This is a genomic window from Clostridiales bacterium FE2011 (assembly GCA_017569305.1).
Classification (GTDB): domain Bacteria; phylum Bacillota; class Clostridia; order Christensenellales; family Aristaeellaceae; genus Aristaeella.
The window spans coordinates 420,255-437,875 of the sequence record CP069418.1; the positions used below are offsets into that span (position 1 = coordinate 420,255).

At 53.8% G+C, this 17,621-nt stretch carries 17 protein-coding genes; 9 read left to right on the plus strand and 8 right to left on the minus strand.

The window, feature by feature from the left end; translation table 11 throughout:
* Nucleotides 1-69: 69 nt before the first annotated feature.
* Nucleotides 70-2,439, plus strand: coding sequence for a leucine-rich repeat protein (locus JRC49_01920; GenBank protein QTE71611.1), 2,370 nt, complete (start codon nucleotides 70-72; stop codon nucleotides 2,437-2,439).
* A gap of 60 nt (nucleotides 2,440-2,499) precedes the next feature.
* Here JRC49_01920 and JRC49_01925 read toward each other — a convergent pair whose 3' ends face one another.
* From JRC49_01925 to JRC49_01940, 4 genes are all read right to left on the minus strand, one after another.
* On the minus strand, nucleotides 2,500-3,117 hold the full coding sequence (locus JRC49_01925; GenBank protein QTE71612.1) for a helix-turn-helix domain-containing protein: 618 nt from the start codon (nucleotides 3,115-3,117) through the stop codon (nucleotides 2,500-2,502).
* A 170-nt stretch (nucleotides 3,118-3,287) separates the two neighbouring features.
* The gene (locus tag JRC49_01930) at nucleotides 3,288-3,707 is read right to left on the minus strand and encodes a pyridoxamine 5'-phosphate oxidase family protein (protein ID QTE71613.1); all 420 of its coding nucleotides are present in this window, start codon (nucleotides 3,705-3,707) and stop codon (nucleotides 3,288-3,290) included.
* 4 nt (nucleotides 3,708-3,711) lie between these two features.
* On the minus strand, nucleotides 3,712-4,185 hold the full coding sequence (locus tag JRC49_01935) for a GNAT family N-acetyltransferase (protein ID QTE71614.1): 474 nt from the start codon (nucleotides 4,183-4,185) through the stop codon (nucleotides 3,712-3,714).
* Nucleotides 4,186-4,223: 38 nt separating this feature from the next.
* Entirely contained in the window at nucleotides 4,224-5,369 is a 1,146-nt protein-coding gene (locus JRC49_01940) for a cation transporter (protein ID QTE71615.1), read from the minus strand.
* Between the two features lie 159 nt (nucleotides 5,370-5,528).
* Between JRC49_01940 and JRC49_01945 the strand changes: the two genes are divergently transcribed.
* From JRC49_01945 to JRC49_01980, 8 genes are all read left to right on the plus strand, one after another.
* Nucleotides 5,529-6,302 (plus strand): hypothetical protein, encoded by a 774-nt coding sequence (locus JRC49_01945; protein QTE71616.1) that lies wholly within the window; start codon nucleotides 5,529-5,531, stop codon nucleotides 6,300-6,302.
* A gap of 167 nt (nucleotides 6,303-6,469) precedes the next feature.
* Entirely contained in the window at nucleotides 6,470-6,832 is a 363-nt protein-coding gene (locus JRC49_01950; GenBank protein ID QTE71617.1) for a hypothetical protein, read from the plus strand.
* Between the two features lie 189 nt (nucleotides 6,833-7,021).
* Nucleotides 7,022-8,407, plus strand: coding sequence for an AmmeMemoRadiSam system protein A (gene amrA, locus JRC49_01955; protein ID QTE71618.1), 1,386 nt, complete (start codon nucleotides 7,022-7,024; stop codon nucleotides 8,405-8,407).
* A 17-nt stretch (nucleotides 8,408-8,424) separates the two neighbouring features.
* Complete coding sequence (gene amrS, locus JRC49_01960; GenBank protein QTE71619.1) at nucleotides 8,425-9,285, plus strand: AmmeMemoRadiSam system radical SAM enzyme; 861 nt, start codon at nucleotides 8,425-8,427, stop codon at nucleotides 9,283-9,285.
* Between the two features lie 223 nt (nucleotides 9,286-9,508).
* The gene (locus JRC49_01965; GenBank protein QTE71620.1) at nucleotides 9,509-10,813 is read left to right on the plus strand and encodes a TlpA family protein disulfide reductase; all 1,305 of its coding nucleotides are present in this window, start codon (nucleotides 9,509-9,511) and stop codon (nucleotides 10,811-10,813) included.
* A 129-nt stretch (nucleotides 10,814-10,942) separates the two neighbouring features.
* The gene (locus JRC49_01970; GenBank protein QTE71621.1) at nucleotides 10,943-11,545 is read left to right on the plus strand and encodes a class I SAM-dependent methyltransferase; all 603 of its coding nucleotides are present in this window, start codon (nucleotides 10,943-10,945) and stop codon (nucleotides 11,543-11,545) included.
* Between the two features lie 10 nt (nucleotides 11,546-11,555).
* Entirely contained in the window at nucleotides 11,556-12,248 is a 693-nt protein-coding gene (locus tag JRC49_01975) for a YjjG family noncanonical pyrimidine nucleotidase (protein QTE71622.1), read from the plus strand.
* Nucleotides 12,249-12,395: 147 nt separating this feature from the next.
* Nucleotides 12,396-13,091, plus strand: coding sequence for a metallophosphoesterase (locus JRC49_01980; protein QTE71623.1), 696 nt, complete (start codon nucleotides 12,396-12,398; stop codon nucleotides 13,089-13,091).
* A 54-nt stretch (nucleotides 13,092-13,145) separates the two neighbouring features.
* On the opposite strand, the gene JRC49_01985 is transcribed toward JRC49_01980, so the two are convergent.
* The 4 genes from JRC49_01985 to JRC49_02000 form a co-directional block, all read right to left on the minus strand.
* Nucleotides 13,146-13,361: a hypothetical protein gene (locus JRC49_01985; GenBank protein ID QTE71624.1), complete on the minus strand. Its 216-nt coding sequence runs from the start codon at nucleotides 13,359-13,361 to the stop codon at nucleotides 13,146-13,148.
* A gap of 76 nt (nucleotides 13,362-13,437) precedes the next feature.
* On the minus strand, nucleotides 13,438-14,256 hold the full coding sequence (locus JRC49_01990) for a class I SAM-dependent methyltransferase (protein ID QTE71625.1): 819 nt from the start codon (nucleotides 14,254-14,256) through the stop codon (nucleotides 13,438-13,440).
* A 269-nt stretch (nucleotides 14,257-14,525) separates the two neighbouring features.
* The gene (locus JRC49_01995) at nucleotides 14,526-16,130 is read right to left on the minus strand and encodes a sigma-70 family RNA polymerase sigma factor (protein QTE71626.1); all 1,605 of its coding nucleotides are present in this window, start codon (nucleotides 16,128-16,130) and stop codon (nucleotides 14,526-14,528) included.
* A gap of 401 nt (nucleotides 16,131-16,531) precedes the next feature.
* Nucleotides 16,532-17,461 carry a YaiI/YqxD family protein gene (locus JRC49_02000; protein ID QTE71627.1) on the minus strand — a complete coding sequence of 310 codons (930 nt, stop codon included), beginning with the start codon at nucleotides 17,459-17,461 and terminating at the stop codon, nucleotides 16,532-16,534.
* Between the last annotated feature and the right edge of the window lie 160 nt (nucleotides 17,462-17,621).

Below are 17,621 nucleotides of genomic sequence, written 5' to 3' on the forward strand. Positions count from 1 at the left end.
GGCTTCTGCGTCTATATATATGTAAGCCTCTGAAAGGGCAAAGGAAACACAAAGAAAGGATGTGACGGAATGGAACGTCAGTATGGAATGAAACTGTTTACTTTTATCATCAGCATGCTGCTTGTATGTGCGCTCTGTTTCGCCGTGTCCGCGGAAAGCGCGGACAGCGATTTTGAAATTGACGGCACAACCCTGGTGAAATACAAAGGATTCAAGGATGTAGTCACCGTTCCCGACGGAATCACCGAAATCGGCGAATCCGCTTTTTGCGGAAGTACTGCTACGAAGATCATCCTTCCCGAAACCCTGGAGGAGATCCGCAGTTATGCCTTTGGGAACTGTTACAATCTGAAGGAAATCACACTGCCTGCCTCCCTGACCAACCTGGAATACGAATACGATGAACAATACAGCGATCCGATCATCCAGGCCTGTGTCTTTGGCAACAATGAGAAGCTTGAGGCAATCAATGTGGCGGAAGGCAACGCGAACTATACATCCATAGACGGCGTCCTGTTTACCGCGGATGGTAAAAAATTGCTTTACTACCCCGCAGGAAAGAACCGTTACAAATCCTATGCCATTCCGGAAGGAACGGAAGAAATCGGGTACTCTGCCTTCAGCGGTGTTTCACTGTCTTCCATTGAGCTTCCTTCCACGCTGACAACGTTGCATGACGAGGGTGGCGATTTTTCCTGCATCAGCGGTCTGAAAGAGATTACCGTCAATTCCGACAAATCCTGTTTCTACTCTGTGGACGGCGTCCTGTACCAGCACAACGGTACGCTGGTACTGTATCCGGCCTCGAAGAAAGGTGAAGTCCTGAAAAAGGAAGACTTTCCCCGCGGGCTGACCAACATCGGTGCATTTGCTTTCCAGGGAAATGAATACCTGAAGACAATCGAACTGCCGAATACAATACACTCGGTAGACTGGATGGCCTTTATGGGAGCGCATTCCCTTGAGAGCGTGACGTTCCCTGCTGCCACAGATTTCATTTCCGGCTATGCATTCTCCTACTGTCAGAACCTGAAGAAGGTTACGCTGCCCGGCGAGTATGTTTACTTCCCGGAGGACTCCTGGGGCGAAGGCACAAACGGTGCTAATGTCTTCAGCGATGCAAACAGCAGCGTCGTACTCTGCGGCACTGCCGGCAGCAATGTACAGACTTTTGCCGAAAAATGGGGCATTGAGTTTGAAGCCCTGAATGCCGATGACAGCAGTTTACAGACCGCTGCGAATAGCGAAGACATTGCCTCTGCAGTCCCGACTCCCGATGTCATCGTACTCCAAACTGAAGAAGGGGAAATAACCGTACCCGCCGAGCTCGAAGTGGAAGTAAACGGATTCTTCGAAACCAGCGGCACAACCCTGGTGCGTTATACCGGTATTGATGAAGAAGTAGTCATCGTACCTGACGGCATCGAAGTTCTGGGCGAATTTGCATTTGACCGGTGCAACGCCAGGAAGATCATCCTGCCGGAAAGCCTGAAGGAGATTCAGTGCTACTGCTTCTTCAACTGCCCGAACCTCGCTGACATCACCCTGCCCGCCTCCCTGGAGACGCTCGGATCCATGCAGGCCTTCAATATCACGCCTGCCCTCAAGCGGTTCAAGGTTGCCCAGGGCAATAAGAACTTCGTCTCCGTGGACGGCGTGCTCTTCAGTGCCGACAGGGAAACCCTGCTGTATTATCCGGACGGAAAGAATGTGGGCGGAACCTATGCCATTCCGGAAGGAACGAAATGGCTCGGTGGCGCCGCTCTCGGTGCTGCCCGGATGTCAGTCGTTGAGATTCCCGCCTCCTTTGACGGAAACTCTTTCTACAATGACTTCTCTTCCATGGAATCCCTGACAGATATCAACGTCTCCCCGGATAATAAGACCTGCAAGTCTATAGACGGCATGCTGTTTGATAATGACGGCACCTTGCTGGCATATCCCGCCGGACGAAAAGCGGAGCACCTGGGCAAGGATGATTTCCCGGCGGAAATGAAAGCCCTCGCTCCCTGGGCCTTCCAGCACGTCCAGCACCTGAAGACTGTTGAGATCCCGGACGGCATCACCACCATCCCGTGGATGTGCTTCACCTTCACTGACTGCCTGGAGCGCGTCACGCTCCCGGCTTCCGTGTGCAACATCTCCGGCTATGCCTTCGCGGATAACTCCGTACTGAAATCCCTCACCGTACTGAATCCGGAAGCGGTTCTCATGGAGGATGACGAGAACTTCTCTGATGAATACCGGGCAAAGATGGATTTCAACATCCTGGATGACAGCCCCAAGGCCACCCTGCGCGGCTATGAAGGCAGCACTGCCCAGGCCTATGCCGCAAAGTACGATCTGGCCTTTGAATCCCTGGGCGAAGCCCCGGAAAAGGATCCCAACGCCCCGGCGCCTGAACCCATGCCGGTCTTCGTCCCGGGATGCGCGGAATAACCATTAAACAGCAAGAGCAGCGCCATCCGGCGCTGCTCTTGTTTTGCCGTTCAGTTCCTTTTATTGTTCTGAAGCGATCATATTTGTGGCGTGAATATCTCCTTTGCATTCAATCGCGGCACATTGAATTTCATGACATTCAGCGATGCTTCTGCAAACGAGTTTTCCTCCCATCGCATTGATCCTGTTCGCAGAGAGGTTTCCCGAAATCTGAATCGGACCGCTGCTATTTATATCTGAGCAGTCAATATTGCCATGGCAGATAACGTCCCCGTTGATGGAACCGTCTGTGATGACATTCCCAAAGACTTCAACCTTAAAATACTGCGTCTCCTGATTGCAGTCACGAGGAAAGGCGATAGAAAAAGATACGTTTTTCTGACTGGCAGGTATCGCCTTCAGAATCCTGTGCCCCTGTAATTGCACAATCCGTATCACATCGTCGTTTTTGATCATCTCCGCCCCTTCCCATGAACCGGGATTGTTTTCGGAGAACAGCTGATCAATCGACGTGCCCAACGCTTTTGCGATCATAGGCAGAAGAGAGATATCAGGCGTGTTTGCATTGTTTTCCCACTTGGATACTGCCTGAAATGAAATGCCAAGCATGTCCGCCAATTGTTCCTGTGTAAAGCCGCGTGCCTTACGAAGCGCCCTGATGTTTTCCCCGATCTTCATGTCTGGACTTCATTCTCCTCTCATAGACTTGCTCTTACGACACAATCAAAATAACATAAGCCGCCGCCGTGAGCAATAACGTGCCCCTTTATTTTTTCAACCAGTGGTTGAGCTTGGGGAACGACAGGAAAAATGGGCACCGGAGATTGTCTCCAGTGTCCATTTTTCTTTCATTCCACTGTGAAGCTTTCTGTCTTCAGGTCCTTGTAGTACCTTCCGCTTTCCGCGGTAAACTTCAGGACGCAGTAATCCGGATCGGTCACGCCTTTCTTGTAGAAGACGCTGTCCCCTTTCCGCCAGATCATGTCCTTGGTTGCCTGGTCCGTGAGCACCTCCATGGTGCCCTTGAGCATCACGCCCTCATAGCGGATCAGTCCCTTGTGATAGAAATAAATACTGGCTTTAGGGTTGTCCTGGTACTGCCGCACCCGCATGGAGGAGGTATTGGTGGAGAACCAGAACTCCTTCAGGCCATTCCGCTTCCGGGGCTTCAGCATGGCCTTGACATTTGGAAAACCGTCATCGTCCATGGAGCAGACGAAACTCACATCCTGTTTTCCGACAAAGCGCTCAATCTCTTTCAGATCCATCTTCTCAGATCCTTTCAAAGAAGTATACGTTCTCCGGCAGCTGAAGCCGTTCGTAAATCCTGGTTTTGATCAGTTTCCCGCCGATGTGCTCATAGAAGCTGTTGGATGGATTCCCCGCCAGGCAGCCGATCACTATCTTGTCGCAGCCCATGGCCTTCAGTTCCGCGATGCCGGCCTCAACCATCTTCCGGCCGAAGCCCTTGCCCTTGAACTCCTTCAGGAGATAGACCGCATGGATTTCCCCGCAGCGCTCATATTCCTTCTCATCCGTCAGGCCCACGTTCATGTATCCGGCGATGACGCCGCCCGCCTCCAGCACAAACTGGTGGTTTTCCTCCGGGAAGTTTTTCCGGCTGTTCTCCGCGATGGTCCGCTCATCGGTCCGGTTCAGTTCTTCCTCCGGAATAATTCCCCGGTAGGTTTCCTTCCAGGATGTTGAAATGACATGGGCGACTGCACTGCAGTCGTCCTTTGTCATTTTTCTGATCGTATAATTATTCATTTCCTGTATCCTTTTTACGAGAAGTCCAGGTCCATGGCGATGCGGAGCTCATAGTCCGGGAAGGCTTCCTGCACATCCGCCACAATCTGCTGCCAGACCGCGGTACGGTCCTGGGCGTCAAAGCTGATCACCACGTCAAAGCGCATATGCTTGTTCTCCTGATCCAGGTAGAAGCCGTGCATGCCCTTCACATGTTCATGGGCCAGCACGATGCTCTGTACCTTTTTCCGGGTCTCGGTGATGAAGGGATCCTTCGTGTTCATGGAGTAGACGCCCACGGCAGTCAGGATCACGTTATGCTTTTTATAGACGGTTTCCTCAATATCCCGGATCAGGGCATCCAGCTTGTCCGCGGAATAGGTATCCGGGATCTCGATGTGGATGGAGCCGTTCCAGGCTTCCGGGCCGTAGTTGTGCAGCACCAGGTCATAGGCTCCCTGTACGTCCGGGAAGCTCCGGACTGTCTGCTTGATGCCTTTGGCCAGTTCCGGATCGTTGCCTTCGCCCAGGATCCGGGAAATGGTGTCCTTCAGCATCTCCACGCCGGATTTGATGATCACCAGGGAGATCAGGGCACCCAGCCAGGCTTCAAGGGAAATATGGAAAATCAGGAAGATGGCGGCAGCCACCAGCGTGGAGGCGGAGATAACCGCGTCCAACCGGGCATCCTCGCCGGAGTTGATCAGGGAATCGCTGTTCACCTTCTCACCAGTGGCCTTCACGTACCGGCCCAGGAAGAACTTCACCAGCACTGCCACCCCGATGATAATCAGGGAAACGGCGGAGTAATCCGGGGCTTCCGGATTGATAATCTTCTTGATGGATTCCACCAGGGAAGTCACGCCGGCGTACAGCACGATCACGGAAATGACCATGGCGCTCAGGTATTCAATCCGGCCGTAGCCGAAGGGATGCTTCTTGTCCGGTGCACGGCCAGCCAGCTTGGCCCCGACGATGGTAATCACGGAGCTGCCCGCGTCGGAGATGTTGTTGACCGCGTCCAGGATGACGGCGATGGAGTGGCTCAGCAGGCCGACTGCTGCCTTGAACGCCGCCAGCAGCACATTGGCGATGATGCCGATGATACTTGTCCTGACGATAATCTTCTCCCGGGAAACGTCCTTTTCCTGCGTTTCCGTCTGGATGGAAGTCTTGTTCATGCTTCTTCCCCCGCTCTCAAATATTATGTTCATTATACGTCAAAGCGTGGAAATAACAAGGGGAACAAAAGCGGATGCTTCCCAATTTGTGCCGACGGTTTATCCGTGGTACAATCGGATAAGCGACTGCAAATCTCGTTGTTTAAAAGGAGTTAGGAAATGAAACGATTTCTCGCATGCTTATTGGTTCTGATCCTTCTGTGCGGGCAGGCCGCACTGGCTGAAAGCCCTGTTCAATACACCTGCGGCTTTGCTATGGATTTTGAAGAGCTGGTTTTTATCGTCAATAATGAACGCATTGATATGCCTTCCGCGCATTATCGTCTTCTAACCACGGATCAATTTGATCAGGTACAGCTTTCACTCAGTATGGAGCGGAACGGACAGGAGCTGCTGGCACTCTGGGCGGAAGAACTTCCGGACGGAAACGGAAGCCTGACGCTGTCCAATTGCAGTGAAAGGGTCTTTTTCCGCGGTGATGAATGTCCCCCGCGAGTATTCTTAGCAAAACTATTTAAGACCTATATTCCAAGTATTGACCCTGAAAAAGTGCCTGCCTTGCCGGAGCTTTTAAAACCCCTGTTCAATGCCGAAACTACTCCGGCATTAACTCCTGGCACGTACAATTACGGTCAGTTGGTTTGCCGCTTTGAAAAGCTCGAAGACGGGCGGATCAAGGCTCATCTGACAATGCCTTCTGAAGAAATTGAGTGTATCTGCAGCTTAGATTACTGTGATGCAGAAGAACCGCTGTTTGACCTCAGCGACAGGAAAACCATTCCCTATGAACCCGGCATGAATCTTATGGAGAATGCCGCAGTTGCCCAGGCAATAATGGAAATGTACAGCAACATATTGCAGGATGATGGCTTCCAGAAGCTGATTGTTCTCTCTGCAAACAAGTTTGCCGAGGAACTGCCTGATCAGAAGTAAAAGTGTTCCGGACAGGGGACGGTTCCTTGTCCGGACTTTCAGCTTTTGGAAAAATAACTGCGGTTATTCGTCCTTTTTCGTTCTGTATTGGGATGGGGATCCATGTTATCCTTGGATCACGGTAAGGGAATGAGCCCTGCCGAATGATGTAAAGGAGGATCCTGAAAATGATCTTGATGAAGAACATGAACATGGGTCCTCGTGGCCGCTTGCATGGACACAGAGGATCAGTTGGCGGCTTTCTGGCCGGCCTGCTTGTACTGATGATGGGCGGTTGGATTATCCTCGCCGCAGCCATCGCACTGATTCTTTCGGTGGTATTCGTAATCATCCCTGTGTTCGGTCTGCTGGTCGACATCGCGCCTTCTGTCCTTGGCAGCCTGTTCGGAATGAAGAGCCTTGCCATCGGCATGGTGATCGGCCTGCTCTTGTATTACAGGAGCAGGAAAAATCGGGAAAGCGCCTCCGCGGTTGAAGAGGAAGAAAAGAACGACTTCATCACGGTTCAGGCTCGCAGCTGCAACAGCTGAGCAATCACTGGCAGCTATACCGGGGGAACGATAGAAATGATTATCGTTCCCTTTTTTGTTGCATCAAAAGCCTATATTTTCCTTTTTACCCGGCAGGTAACTTCCCTGTTCCTGTAGAAGTATTGAAGGTGTGTTTCAAAAGCTCCCATAAGTTGATACGAAGCAGAAGACGGAAAAGGAGGCATCCCTGTGTCCATCGCTGCCGCATATATGGTTCCCCATCCCCCGATGATCGTTCCCCAGGTGGGCAGAGGAAGTGAAAACCAGGTCCTGAAAACCATTCAGGCCTATGAAGCTGTTGCCTCGGAGATCGCGGAAATCAAACCGGAAACCATTATCGTAACCAGCCCCCACAGTGTGCTCTATGCCGATTATTTCCATATTTCCCCCGGGGATCATGCTTCCGGGGACTTCGGTAACTTCCGGGCGCCGGAGGTTTCCTTCCGCAAGCAGTACGATACGGAGCTGGTGAAGGCCCTCTGTGCCCTTGCCAGGGCGGAGGACTTCCCCGCCGGCATCCTGGGCGAGCGGGATAAGCACCTGGATCACGGCACCATGGTGCCCCTGTACTTTGTGGATCAGCAATATACAGATTACCGCCTGGTGCGGATCGGCCTCTCCGGCCTTTCCCTGGCGGATCACTATACCTTCGGGATGATGCTCCGCAAGGCGGTGGAACAGACCGGCCGCAAGGCGGTGCTCATTGCCAGCGGAGACCTGTCCCATAAGCTGCAGACCTATGGCCCTTACGGCTATGCCAAGGAAGGGCCGGAATATGACGCCCGGATCATGGACGTAGCCGGACGGGCTGCCTTCGGCGAGATGCTGGAATTTGACGAAACCTTCTGTGACAAAGCAGCCGAATGCGGCCACCGTTCCTTTGTGATCATGGCCGGCGCCCTGGACGGGCTGGCCGTGGAAGCAAAGGTGTACTCCCATGAGGACGTCACCGGCGTCGGCTACGGCATCTGCTCCTTCCATCCCGCAGGTCCGGATGAAAACCGTCACTTCCTGGAGCAGTACCGGGCGGCGCAGGAGGAAAAGCTCCGCAGGCGCCATGAGGCGGAAGATCCCTTTGTCCGCCTGGCCCGGGAAACCGTGGAATCCTATGTGCTGGAACGGACCACCCCGGAGGTTCCGGACTGGGCCACGGACGAAATGAAGCGGAAGCAGGCCGGCGTGTTTGTCTCCATCCACAAGGAGGGCAAGCTCCGGGGCTGCATCGGCACCTTCCTGCCGACCCGGGAGAACATCGCGAAGGAGATTATCAGCAACGCCGTCAGTGCCTCCACCCGGGATCCCCGGTTTGATCCCATCGGGCCGGAGGAGCTGAAGTGGCTGGAAATCAATGTGGACGTCCTTTCCGCGCCGGAAAAAATCAGCAGCATGGCAGAGCTGGACGTCCGCCGCTACGGCGTCATCGTCAGCTGCGGATCCAGGCGAGGCCTCCTGCTTCCGGACCTGGACGGTGTGGACACCGTGGAGGAGCAGGTGGATATCGCCCGGCGCAAGGGCGGCATCCGGGAGAATGAACCTGTTACGCTGGAGCGTTTTGAAGTGGTAAGGCATTATTGACAGGACGGTATTGAGAGATGGCTTTCTGCAACGTATGTTTCAGGCACTGCGAACTGCACGACGGACAGACCGGCCCCTGCGGCGCGAGAGCCGCAGTCAGCGGCCGGGTTGAACCGCTGTATTACGGCCGGATTTCCTCTCTGGCCCTTGATCCCATCGAGAAAAAACCGCTGAAGCAGTTTCACCCGGGCAAAATGATCCTGTCCGTGGGCAGCCTGGGCTGCAATCTCCGCTGCCCCTTCTGCCAGAATCATGAAATCGCCCAGCGGGAGGGCAATCGGGATTTCACCATCCAGACAGAGTGCATGTCCCCGGAGCGGCTGGCCGACCTGGCCACCTACTATCTGCCCAGCAAAAACATCGGCGTGGCCTACACCTACAATGAGCCGCTGGTCTGCTGGGAATACGTCCGGGATACCGCGAAGCTGGTGCATAAAAACCGGATGCTCAACGTCATGGTCACCAACGGCACCGCGAACCTGGAAATCCTCAGCCAGCTTCTCCCCTATATTGACGCGATGAATATAGACCTGAAAGGGTTTACCGACCGGTATTACAAAGAGGTCCTCGGCGGAGACCGGCAGACCGTCATGAACTTTATCCAGGAAGCCGTGAAGCGCTGCCATGTGGAACTGACCACCCTCATCGTCCCCGGGGAAAATGACAACGTGGACGAGATGCTCGCCCTCAGCGAATGGGTCGCCGGCCTGAAGAACGTCCAGGGCGGCAAGCAGGGCCGGGAAATCCCCCTGCATATTTCCCGCTTCTTCCCCCGTCACCGCATGACAGACAGGAGTCCCACGGACATCAACACCCTCTATTCCCTCGTCCAGGCCGCCCAGAAGCATTTACTTTATGTCTATCCGGGGAATGTGTAAAGATTGTCAAAGGGACAGTTCCGCAACCTCAATCGGCACAGCGGGTTTGCAGCAAATGCAAAATCCGCTGTTTGTTTCGGTTGCGGAACTGTCCCTTTGTCATATTGTCCGTACATCTGGCATTCGTTACATCTTTTCTTTGCGTTTTTCCTGTCACTTGTGATATATTATCCGCAGAAACAAAACCTGTCATTTCCGCATCTTCACAAAGGAGACCACCACAATGAAAAAGGCACTGATTTTCCTGCTGACTGTCATGCTCCTTTCCTCTATTCTCCCTGTTGCCTGGGCGGAAGATCCCCTCATTCGTCTCTTCGGCGAAGGTGAGGCCGATGTTCTGGGCAAACCTTTCCCCGACTTCACGGTAAAGGATACCAAAAAGAATGAGTTCACGCTGTCTGAGGCACTGAAGGATCACGAAGCAGTGCTGATTAACTTCTTCGCCTCCTGGTGCGGTCCCTGTATCCGTGAACTGCCGCTTCTGAACGAATTATACAAACAGTATGGAGACCGGGTGGCGTTCATCGGTCTGGATTTTGAACCGGATGACACCCTCCTGGATATTGCGGAAATCCGTATCGAAAACAAAGTTCCCTTTCCCATGAGCAAAACCGCCGGCACAGGGCTGAACGAGTATCTCGGGGTTTTCCGGCTTCCGCAGACCGTGGTGATAGACCGTTTCGGCAATCTGTGTTTCATGCACAGCAATGCGTTTGAAAGTGCGGAGGAATTGGCCCGGGTGCTGGATACCTTTGTGGGTGATGATTACACCGAATCCAGAATACTGAATTATATCCCCATGAAAGCGTCCACCTGTGCTTTCCCGGTTTCCGGAACCCTCGCATATTATGTAGAGAATGAAAGTGCCCGAAAGGTCGCCATCCGTTATAATGATGATGACGGCAATGTCGAATTCGGCTACATCGTCCCTGACGATATTGCCCATCTTCGTTTTGAAATATCTCCTGAAGTGCAGCCTGCCGATATGTGTTATTGGATTCAGGCCGATACCGATAAATCACTTCATGCGCTGTCTTCTCTGCTGGATCCGGACAGGAATGTCTATGTTTATGAACAACCCATAAACCTGTTGACTTACGGTCATCGTGTCGTGATGAGTGTTTTTGAATCCCGCACAATTGATGATCAATCGGTTTTCATCCTTCTGTTTCCTGATGAAAAAGCCGTTGATGAATTCACGGACTGGTACCGTGAAGACGCTCCGGACATCAGCTGGGAATATGTGAAGGATGAAGAGTCAAAGGCCGCGCAATCAGAAGCCTATCTTCTGCATTTCATTGACCAGTACGGCTCCCCTGTGCCGGATGTAAAGGCAAACTTCTGCACGGACGCTGCCTGCACCCTGCAGATTGCCGATGAAAACGGCCTGGTTTGCTTCAATGCCCCGGTGGAAAATTACCACGTCCAGCTGCTCAAAGTCCCGGAAGGCTACAGCTTCGACCCCGGTTTTGAGCTCTTTACCGGTGACGCTTTCGGCGAGTGGGATATCCTCGTCCGCAAGGACTGATCCCTGATTTAAATTCACCACCGTGACAAGGGGACGGTTCTCTTGTCACGGTTTTATTTACTTTCCTGGTTGTGCTGTGCTATCATTTCCCGGTACTCACTTCATCAATAATTATCAGGAGAGCGAACCATGAACCAGAACGACTCACTGAAATGGTATCAGGATCACACCGAAGAGTTTATCGCCCGCACTGCGGACGTGGATATGACCGCGCATTACAGCCGTTTCCTGGAGCAGGTTGCCCCGGGCGGACACATCCTGGATCTCGGCTGCGGCGCCGGCAAAGCCTCCCTGTATTTCACACAGAAAGGCTATCAGGTGCTGGCTGTGGACGGCTGCAAGGAGCTGTGCGATTTCACCCGGAAGCGCGTCGGCTGCCCTGTCCGGCATATGTTCTTTGAAGAGCTGGACTACACCGACACCTTTGACGCGGTCTGGGCCTGCGCTTCCCTGCTGCACGTGTGCAAAGCCGACCTGCCCGACATTTTCCGCCGCATTCACCGCGCCCTGAAGCCGGGCGGCGTCTTCTACGCCTCCTTCAAATACGGAACGGAAGAGCGGGAAAAGAACGGCAGGCTCTTCTCCGACTTCACGGAGGAATCCCTCCGCGCCCTGACGGATGAAGTCGGCGGTTTCCGGATCACGGACATGTGGCTGACCCATGACGCCCGTCCGGAACGCCAGGATGAGAGCTGGGTCAACATGTTCTGCATTGCTGAGAAAGCCGAATGAGGTCCACAAGATGAAATTCACAACCATTCTCTGGGATGTGGACGGCACCCTCCTGGATTTCAAGGCCGCCGAGAAAGCGGCTGTCCAGGCCCTGTTCCGGGAATTCGGCCTTGGCGAATGTACGGATGAAATGGTGCGGCACTACTCACGAATCAACGAAGTTTTCTGGGAGCGGCTGGAGCGGAACGAGCTCACCAAGCCCCAGATCCTGGTAGGCCGGTTTGCGCAGTTCTTCACCGAGATCGGCGTTCCCGCCTCCCTGGCGCCGGCGTTCAATGACCGGTACCAGCTTGCCCTGGGTGACACCATCGTCTTCCGGGATGACAGCATCAATATCGTCCGGTCCCTCCGGGGCAAAGTGAAGCAGTATGCCGTCACCAACGGAACCGTGGCCGCCCAGAATAAAAAACTGACTCATTCCGGCTTGAAGGATCTGTTGGACGGTGCCTTCCTTTCTGAAGGCGTGGGCGCTGAAAAGCCCAACATGGGCTTCTTCAATGCTGTGTTTGATGTCCTCCGGCCCACGGATCTGTCAAAGATCCTGATCGTCGGTGATTCCCTCACCAGCGATATCCGCGGCGGCAACAACGCCGGTATCAAAACCTGCTGGTATAACCCGGACCGTCTGCCCGCAAGACCAGGTTATGCCATCGACTACACCATCTCCGACCTCCACGAGGTGCTGGAAATACTCCAAAACTGAACGTCAAAACCGGACCCGCCCAGGGTTCGGTTTTTTCATGCCGGAAACCATATAATCCGGGACAGTCCCGCTGTTTCATGATATACTGTTTACAGAAGAAATGAACGTCCTTTCAGCCTATCCACAGAAGCGGAGGTGAGCAGGAATATGATTTACATTACCGGAGATACGCACGGCGATTTCAGCCGCCTTTTTGCATTCTGCCAGCGTTTTGAAACCACCCGGGAGGATATCATGATCATCCTGGGCGACGCCGGCTTCAACTTCTTCGGCGGACAGCGGGATGCCAACAGCAAGCACAATGTTTCCGAGCTGCCGATCACGGTCTTCTCCATTCACGGTAATCATGAGATGCGCCCGGCCACCCTGCCCTCCTACCGCGTTGCCGAATGGCACGGCGGTAAAGTCTATGTGGAGGACGCTTACCCGAACCTGCTCTTTGCCATGGACGGCGAGGTCTACGATCTGGGCGGCATCCAGACCGTGGTCATCGGCGGCGCCTACAGCGTGGACAAGTTCTACCGCCTGGCCAACGGCTGGAACTGGTGGGCGGATGAGCAGCCGTCCGACGCCATCAAACAGAAGGTGGAAAGCACCCTGGCCGCCCGGAACTGGCAGGTGGACGCGGTACTGTCCCACACCACGCCGCTCAAATATGTGCCCACGGAGGTATTCCTCACCTTCATTGACCAGCGCGTGGTGGACAAGACCACCGAGATCTGGCTGGACAGCATTGATGATCGGCTGACCTACAGGCACTGGTACGCCGGGCATTTCCATACGGAAAAGGATATCGACAAGCTGACCCTCCTCTTCGGTTCCATCCGGGAATTCAAAGCGTAGTCAATACAGAAACACAATAAAGCGGCAGGGAGTTTGACTCCCCGCCGCTCGTTTTTACTCTTCGCTGCCGCTTTCATACGGCTGCTCGGGTTTTTCCTTCAGTTTTGCCTGTTCTTTCCAATATTGGATGAAGTGCAGCTTCTCGGTTTCCCCGGCCGCCCACTTCTTTACGGCATTTATGTTTTTCTGGATTCCGATGCCTGACTGGTCCACAAAGATGAAGAATCCGGCCAGTGCGATATATCCGCCTATGAGTTTCAGTACTTTCATATTTCACCTCCAGAGATTCATATGGGATACTGAAAATAGAACGAATCACATGGCCAAAACCATCCCCGGAAAACCGTTACGCCTTCTTCCCCACGTATACCGCGTGGCCGCAGGTCTCAACGATCGCCTTGTTTTCAGCCGTTTCATTGATCATGTCGATCATGACCTTAAACATGTCCGGATCCTTCTCCTGCGCCCGGAAGAGCACCTCTTCCCGTTTCCAGCCGAAGCCGCGGATGGATCGGATCTGCTGTTTGCTGAACCCGTGATTCCGGAACAGTTCCTCGATCTCCTCCGAGGTCGGATAGTAACCTTCCTGGAAACCTGCGTTGGTCAGGTTGTTGAATTTACCAGACCGGAAAACCTCCCGGATGGTATCCGCGTCCACCTGATTCGGATGGCCGAAGAACCGCTCCACAACGCCGACGCTTCCGGACAGATAAGGCAGGAAGGTTGCAAACACGATGCCGCCCGGCTTTAAGACACGGTTGACCTCGGCGATGCACTGATCCCGCTCGGACGCCTCCAGCAAATGATACAGGGGCCCCATCACGAGCACGGCGTCAAACTGGCCGTCATTGTACAGGCTCAGGTCGATGGCGTTCACCACATTGCAGATTACGGGGTGTTCAACCTCCCTGTTCTGCTCCTCTGCCTGCTGAATCAGTTCCTCCGACAGGTCGGCCAGGAACACCTTATACCCTTCCGCCGCCAGCGGGAAGGAATAAGCGCCGGCCCCGCCGCCCAGGTCAAAAATTGACCCTTTCCCAGGCAGCCAGCGTTTCAGCAGTTCCATGCTCATCAAAAACTCCAGCTTGCCACTGCCGCTGTTCACCAGCCGGTTCTTTTCATCAAAGAACCTGTAGTACTCTTTTACCCTGTCGAAGTCTGTCATTTTTCTCTCCTCCTTTGGATAGATAAAATAAAGCCGCTTATCTGATAAGAGATAAGCGGCTTGTTAACTGATAAAACATTACCAGGTGACTCTCCTCTTATCTCTGTACGGGCACAGCAGAATAGCACGGACAAGCTTCAGCGTGTTCGCAAGCAGCAGAGCCAGAGCGATGTATCCGTACTTCATCCTGAGGAGAGCTCCTTTCTGAATATATTGGACAGACTATACTACGGGGCCTAACCCTGTGTCAACACTTTTTTGCAGTTTTTTCACGCAGGCATGATCAGCGTGGACATAGCCTTCTTCTGTTCCTCCGGAGGGGGCGTCAGTTTCCCGCTGTTCACCAGTTTCTTCAGGCAGTAGTACACAAACCGGCCGTCCGAGTTGAACAGGAACTGCAATTCAAACTCTTTCATCTTCCGCATCTGGGAGGGCAGGTTCTTCAGGGCAGCCTGGGTATACTTCTCCTTCAGTTTCCTGAATTCCGCTGCTTTTTCTTCCCGGATCTTTGTGCCGATGGCCAGCAGTTCCTCCCGGATCTGCTGATTGTCCAGCACCACGATCTGCCATTGCGCCCGATCCTCACTGTCCAGGACAATCTGTCCCATCTGGGCCAGCCAGGCATACTCATCCACGGAAAGCTTTTCCTGTTGTTCCCTTTCATACAGGGCAAGGATTTTCGCCGTGTCTTCCTGATAGTTCATTGCCCGTTCCTGCAGGTTGTCTGACCATTCGCTGCCCACCTGCCACAGGATGTGTTTCCCGTCCCCGTTCCAGCAGGGACCGAACCAGCCGTTCATCGCCTCATATTCTTCCGGCACTGCTTCCCGGACCTGCGCGTGAAAGATGTTGGTTCCGCCGTCCTTCCGGACCGTCGCGGCTTCCTCAAAGGAAATCTTCATCTCCCGGACGCTGTCTCCGGAGCAGGCCGCAATATAGGGAATCAGCGCCCACAGCAGGAAGTTTTTATCCGTCTTCCATCTACCGGTAATAGCCGGGGAATCCAGGACGCCCCTCTCCGTCAGCCGTGTATAAAGTTCATCGGCAAACAGATCCGCCGCCGCCTTGTAAGTATCATTTTCCAGCCGCAGGAAGTCCAGACTCGGCTCCTCCAGCAGGAAGTCCGCCAGGTACTTATCGCCCTTCTTTTTCAGGAAGCCAAACTCCTCCAGACGGGCAGCCTCGTCCTCCAGGTAAACCGGAGAAACGCCCAGGTCATCCGCAATCTCATTCACGGTTTTCCAGGTATCCCGTACCGCGTAGCAAAGATTCTGCACCAGCGGGCTGCCGAACATATCATATACATCTTTCCGTCCAAGGCTCCCGGTAATTCCCCGGGTTACAAACCGGACGGGATTATATTTCAGGCTGCTTGCTTCTCTCATTTTTCCCATTCCTTTCTTCAGCTCTTTCTTCGCCTCGAACAGATGCCATTTCACAGTTCCGACGGGAATGCCGAGCTCCCGGGCAATCTGTTCCTGCTTTTTGTGGTCGATGTAATAGGCGATCACGATCTTCCGCTGCAGTCCGGACAGATAGGCAATCTCCTTCTTCAGGCGCTCCACCGTCTCCGCGTCCTCTTCCGCGTCTTCCGCGGATTCGGCCGGGAGATCCGCCAGGGCTTCCACCGGAATGCCGATCATGTTCTTTGATGCGCTCCGGTAGTAGTTGCACAGGGCATTGTGCGCCACAGTCCAGATGAATTTACTCACGTCTTCCACGTCGTCACGCAGAAGAAGCGCTCTGTAAACCCGCAGGATGATCTCCTGGGAAAGATCCTCGGCGTCTTCCGGGGTTTTGCACCGTTTCAGCGCAAATCCGAGCACCGGATTCAGCCAGGATTCCAGGATTTTCTCCGCTTCCTGTTTCCTCATGAGATCCTCCTTTCTGAAAGCTTTCACCTATACAGACACACCAGTCTGAAAAAGGTTGGGAAAAATGAGGATTTTTTGGATTCTTTACATAAGAAATTCCGTATATGTTGAGGATTTACATCTCCGGAGGAGACCACGTCATCGTCTGAGGCGATGACAATGCAGAATTATGAATTCAGAACTCAGAATTAATAGTAAGGGATTCCTCCATGCGGCCTTCGGCCTTAGTCGGAATGACAGCCATAAGCTGAGGTATTCATTGGCTATGGAAAAACCGTTGCGCTCTCGTTGTCATTTCGACCGGAGCCGAAGGCGGAGTGGAGAAATCTCCCCGCCCGCAGGCGATAATTATGAATTATGAATTGTGAATTCTGAATTAACCGGACTCCCTTGTGTCCGGTTCACAGCCTCTTCCCGTAGTATTCCACTTCGATCTCCGTCCCGTCGGGATAGCTTTCCTGCGAGCGCTTGATCAGCTCGCTGAATCCCCAATGGTCATAGATCCGCCGGTTGGTTTCCTCCTCCGGTTCCACGCCCACTGTCACCTTCGTATATCCCTTCCGCCGGAGGTCCTCCAGCATGAACTTCATGAGTGCTGAGAAGTATCCTTGTCCCCGGTAAGCCTCGTTGGTCCTGAAGGCGCACAGATAGGCTGTATGCTCATCCGCCAGGCCTTCGCCGTTCTGCACATATTCCGGCTTCAGCACTGCCGTAGCCTCGCAGATGATCTCCTGTCCAAGGAATCCGTAATACGGAATGCTGGCACCGTCCTCTGCGTTTTTGATGGCCATTGCCTTCCAGACAATCCAGTTTTCCCGGTCCTCCGTGTTGCGCTCGATTTCCGCGTTCCACTTCCGCTCCATCTCTTCCCGGGTCGCGATCCGGCACACATATTCACTTTCACTGATCAGCTTTTCAAAGCTCTCCGCAAAACGCCGGTCATCCTCCTCCGTGCGCTTCGCCGGACCCTTCAGGTGATGCTTCCCGCTCTGTCGGGCTTTCCTGGCCAGGTGCCGTTCCATCAGCAGGCGGTCAATGTTGTCATCCGTGTACCGCATGCCGCTCTGGTGGATTGCCTTCGCGCCCTTTCCCAGCGCCAGGGCCGCGACGCCGTAATCCTGGGTGATCACGATATCGCCCCGGCGGCAGAGGTTGATCAGGGCCAGGTCCACGGCGTCCGCCCCGGCCCCGATGGTCCGGACCGTGCTGTAATCCGACGTCAGCAGATGATTGGTGTCGCACAGCAGTGTTACCGGGATGCTGTGCTCCTTCGCGATGCGCTCGGCAATCCTCGTCACCGGACAGGCATCGGCGTCAATATAGATCGTCATATACTTCTCCTGTGGTTCTTCAACGGTCTCAGAAACGGCATCATTATACCATCTCACGCAATAAAACGACAGCAAAAAAAGGGATACCGGGGGGACGGTTCCTGCGGTATCATGCGTGAATGATACCAGAGGAACCGTCCCCCCGGTATCCCCGTCAAAG

Coding starts and splice junctions, on each gene's coding strand:
- amrS (QTE71619.1), top strand. CDS start 8,425: ATGGCTTTCTGCAACGTATGTTTCAGGCACTGCGAACTGCACGACGGA.
- JRC49_01980 (QTE71623.1), top strand. CDS start 12,396: ATGATTTACATTACCGGAGATACGCACGGCGATTTCAGCCGCCTTTTT.
- JRC49_01940 (QTE71615.1), bottom strand. CDS start 5,369: ATGAACAAGACTTCCATCCAGACGGAAACGCAGGAAAAGGACGTTTCC.
- JRC49_01990 (QTE71625.1), bottom strand. CDS start 14,256: ATGACAGACTTCGACAGGGTAAAAGAGTACTACAGGTTCTTTGATGAA.
- JRC49_01925 (QTE71612.1), bottom strand. CDS start 3,117: ATGAAGATCGGGGAAAACATCAGGGCGCTTCGTAAGGCACGCGGCTTT.
- JRC49_01985 (QTE71624.1), bottom strand. CDS start 13,361: ATGAAAGTACTGAAACTCATAGGCGGATATATCGCACTGGCCGGATTC.
- JRC49_02000 (QTE71627.1), bottom strand. CDS start 17,461: ATGACGATCTATATTGACGCCGATGCCTGTCCGGTGACGAGGATTGCC.
- JRC49_01970 (QTE71621.1), top strand. CDS start 10,943: ATGAACCAGAACGACTCACTGAAATGGTATCAGGATCACACCGAAGAG.
- JRC49_01975 (QTE71622.1), top strand. CDS start 11,556: ATGAAATTCACAACCATTCTCTGGGATGTGGACGGCACCCTCCTGGAT.
- JRC49_01995 (QTE71626.1), bottom strand. CDS start 16,130: ATGAGGAAACAGGAAGCGGAGAAAATCCTGGAATCCTGGCTGAATCCG.
- JRC49_01930 (QTE71613.1), bottom strand. CDS start 3,707: ATGGATCTGAAAGAGATTGAGCGCTTTGTCGGAAAACAGGATGTGAGT.
- JRC49_01950 (QTE71617.1), top strand. CDS start 6,470: ATGATCTTGATGAAGAACATGAACATGGGTCCTCGTGGCCGCTTGCAT.
- JRC49_01935 (QTE71614.1), bottom strand. CDS start 4,185: ATGACAAAGGACGACTGCAGTGCAGTCGCCCATGTCATTTCAACATCC.
- JRC49_01965 (QTE71620.1), top strand. CDS start 9,509: ATGAAAAAGGCACTGATTTTCCTGCTGACTGTCATGCTCCTTTCCTCT.
- JRC49_01920 (QTE71611.1), top strand. CDS start 70: ATGGAACGTCAGTATGGAATGAAACTGTTTACTTTTATCATCAGCATG.
- JRC49_01945 (QTE71616.1), top strand. CDS start 5,529: ATGAAACGATTTCTCGCATGCTTATTGGTTCTGATCCTTCTGTGCGGG.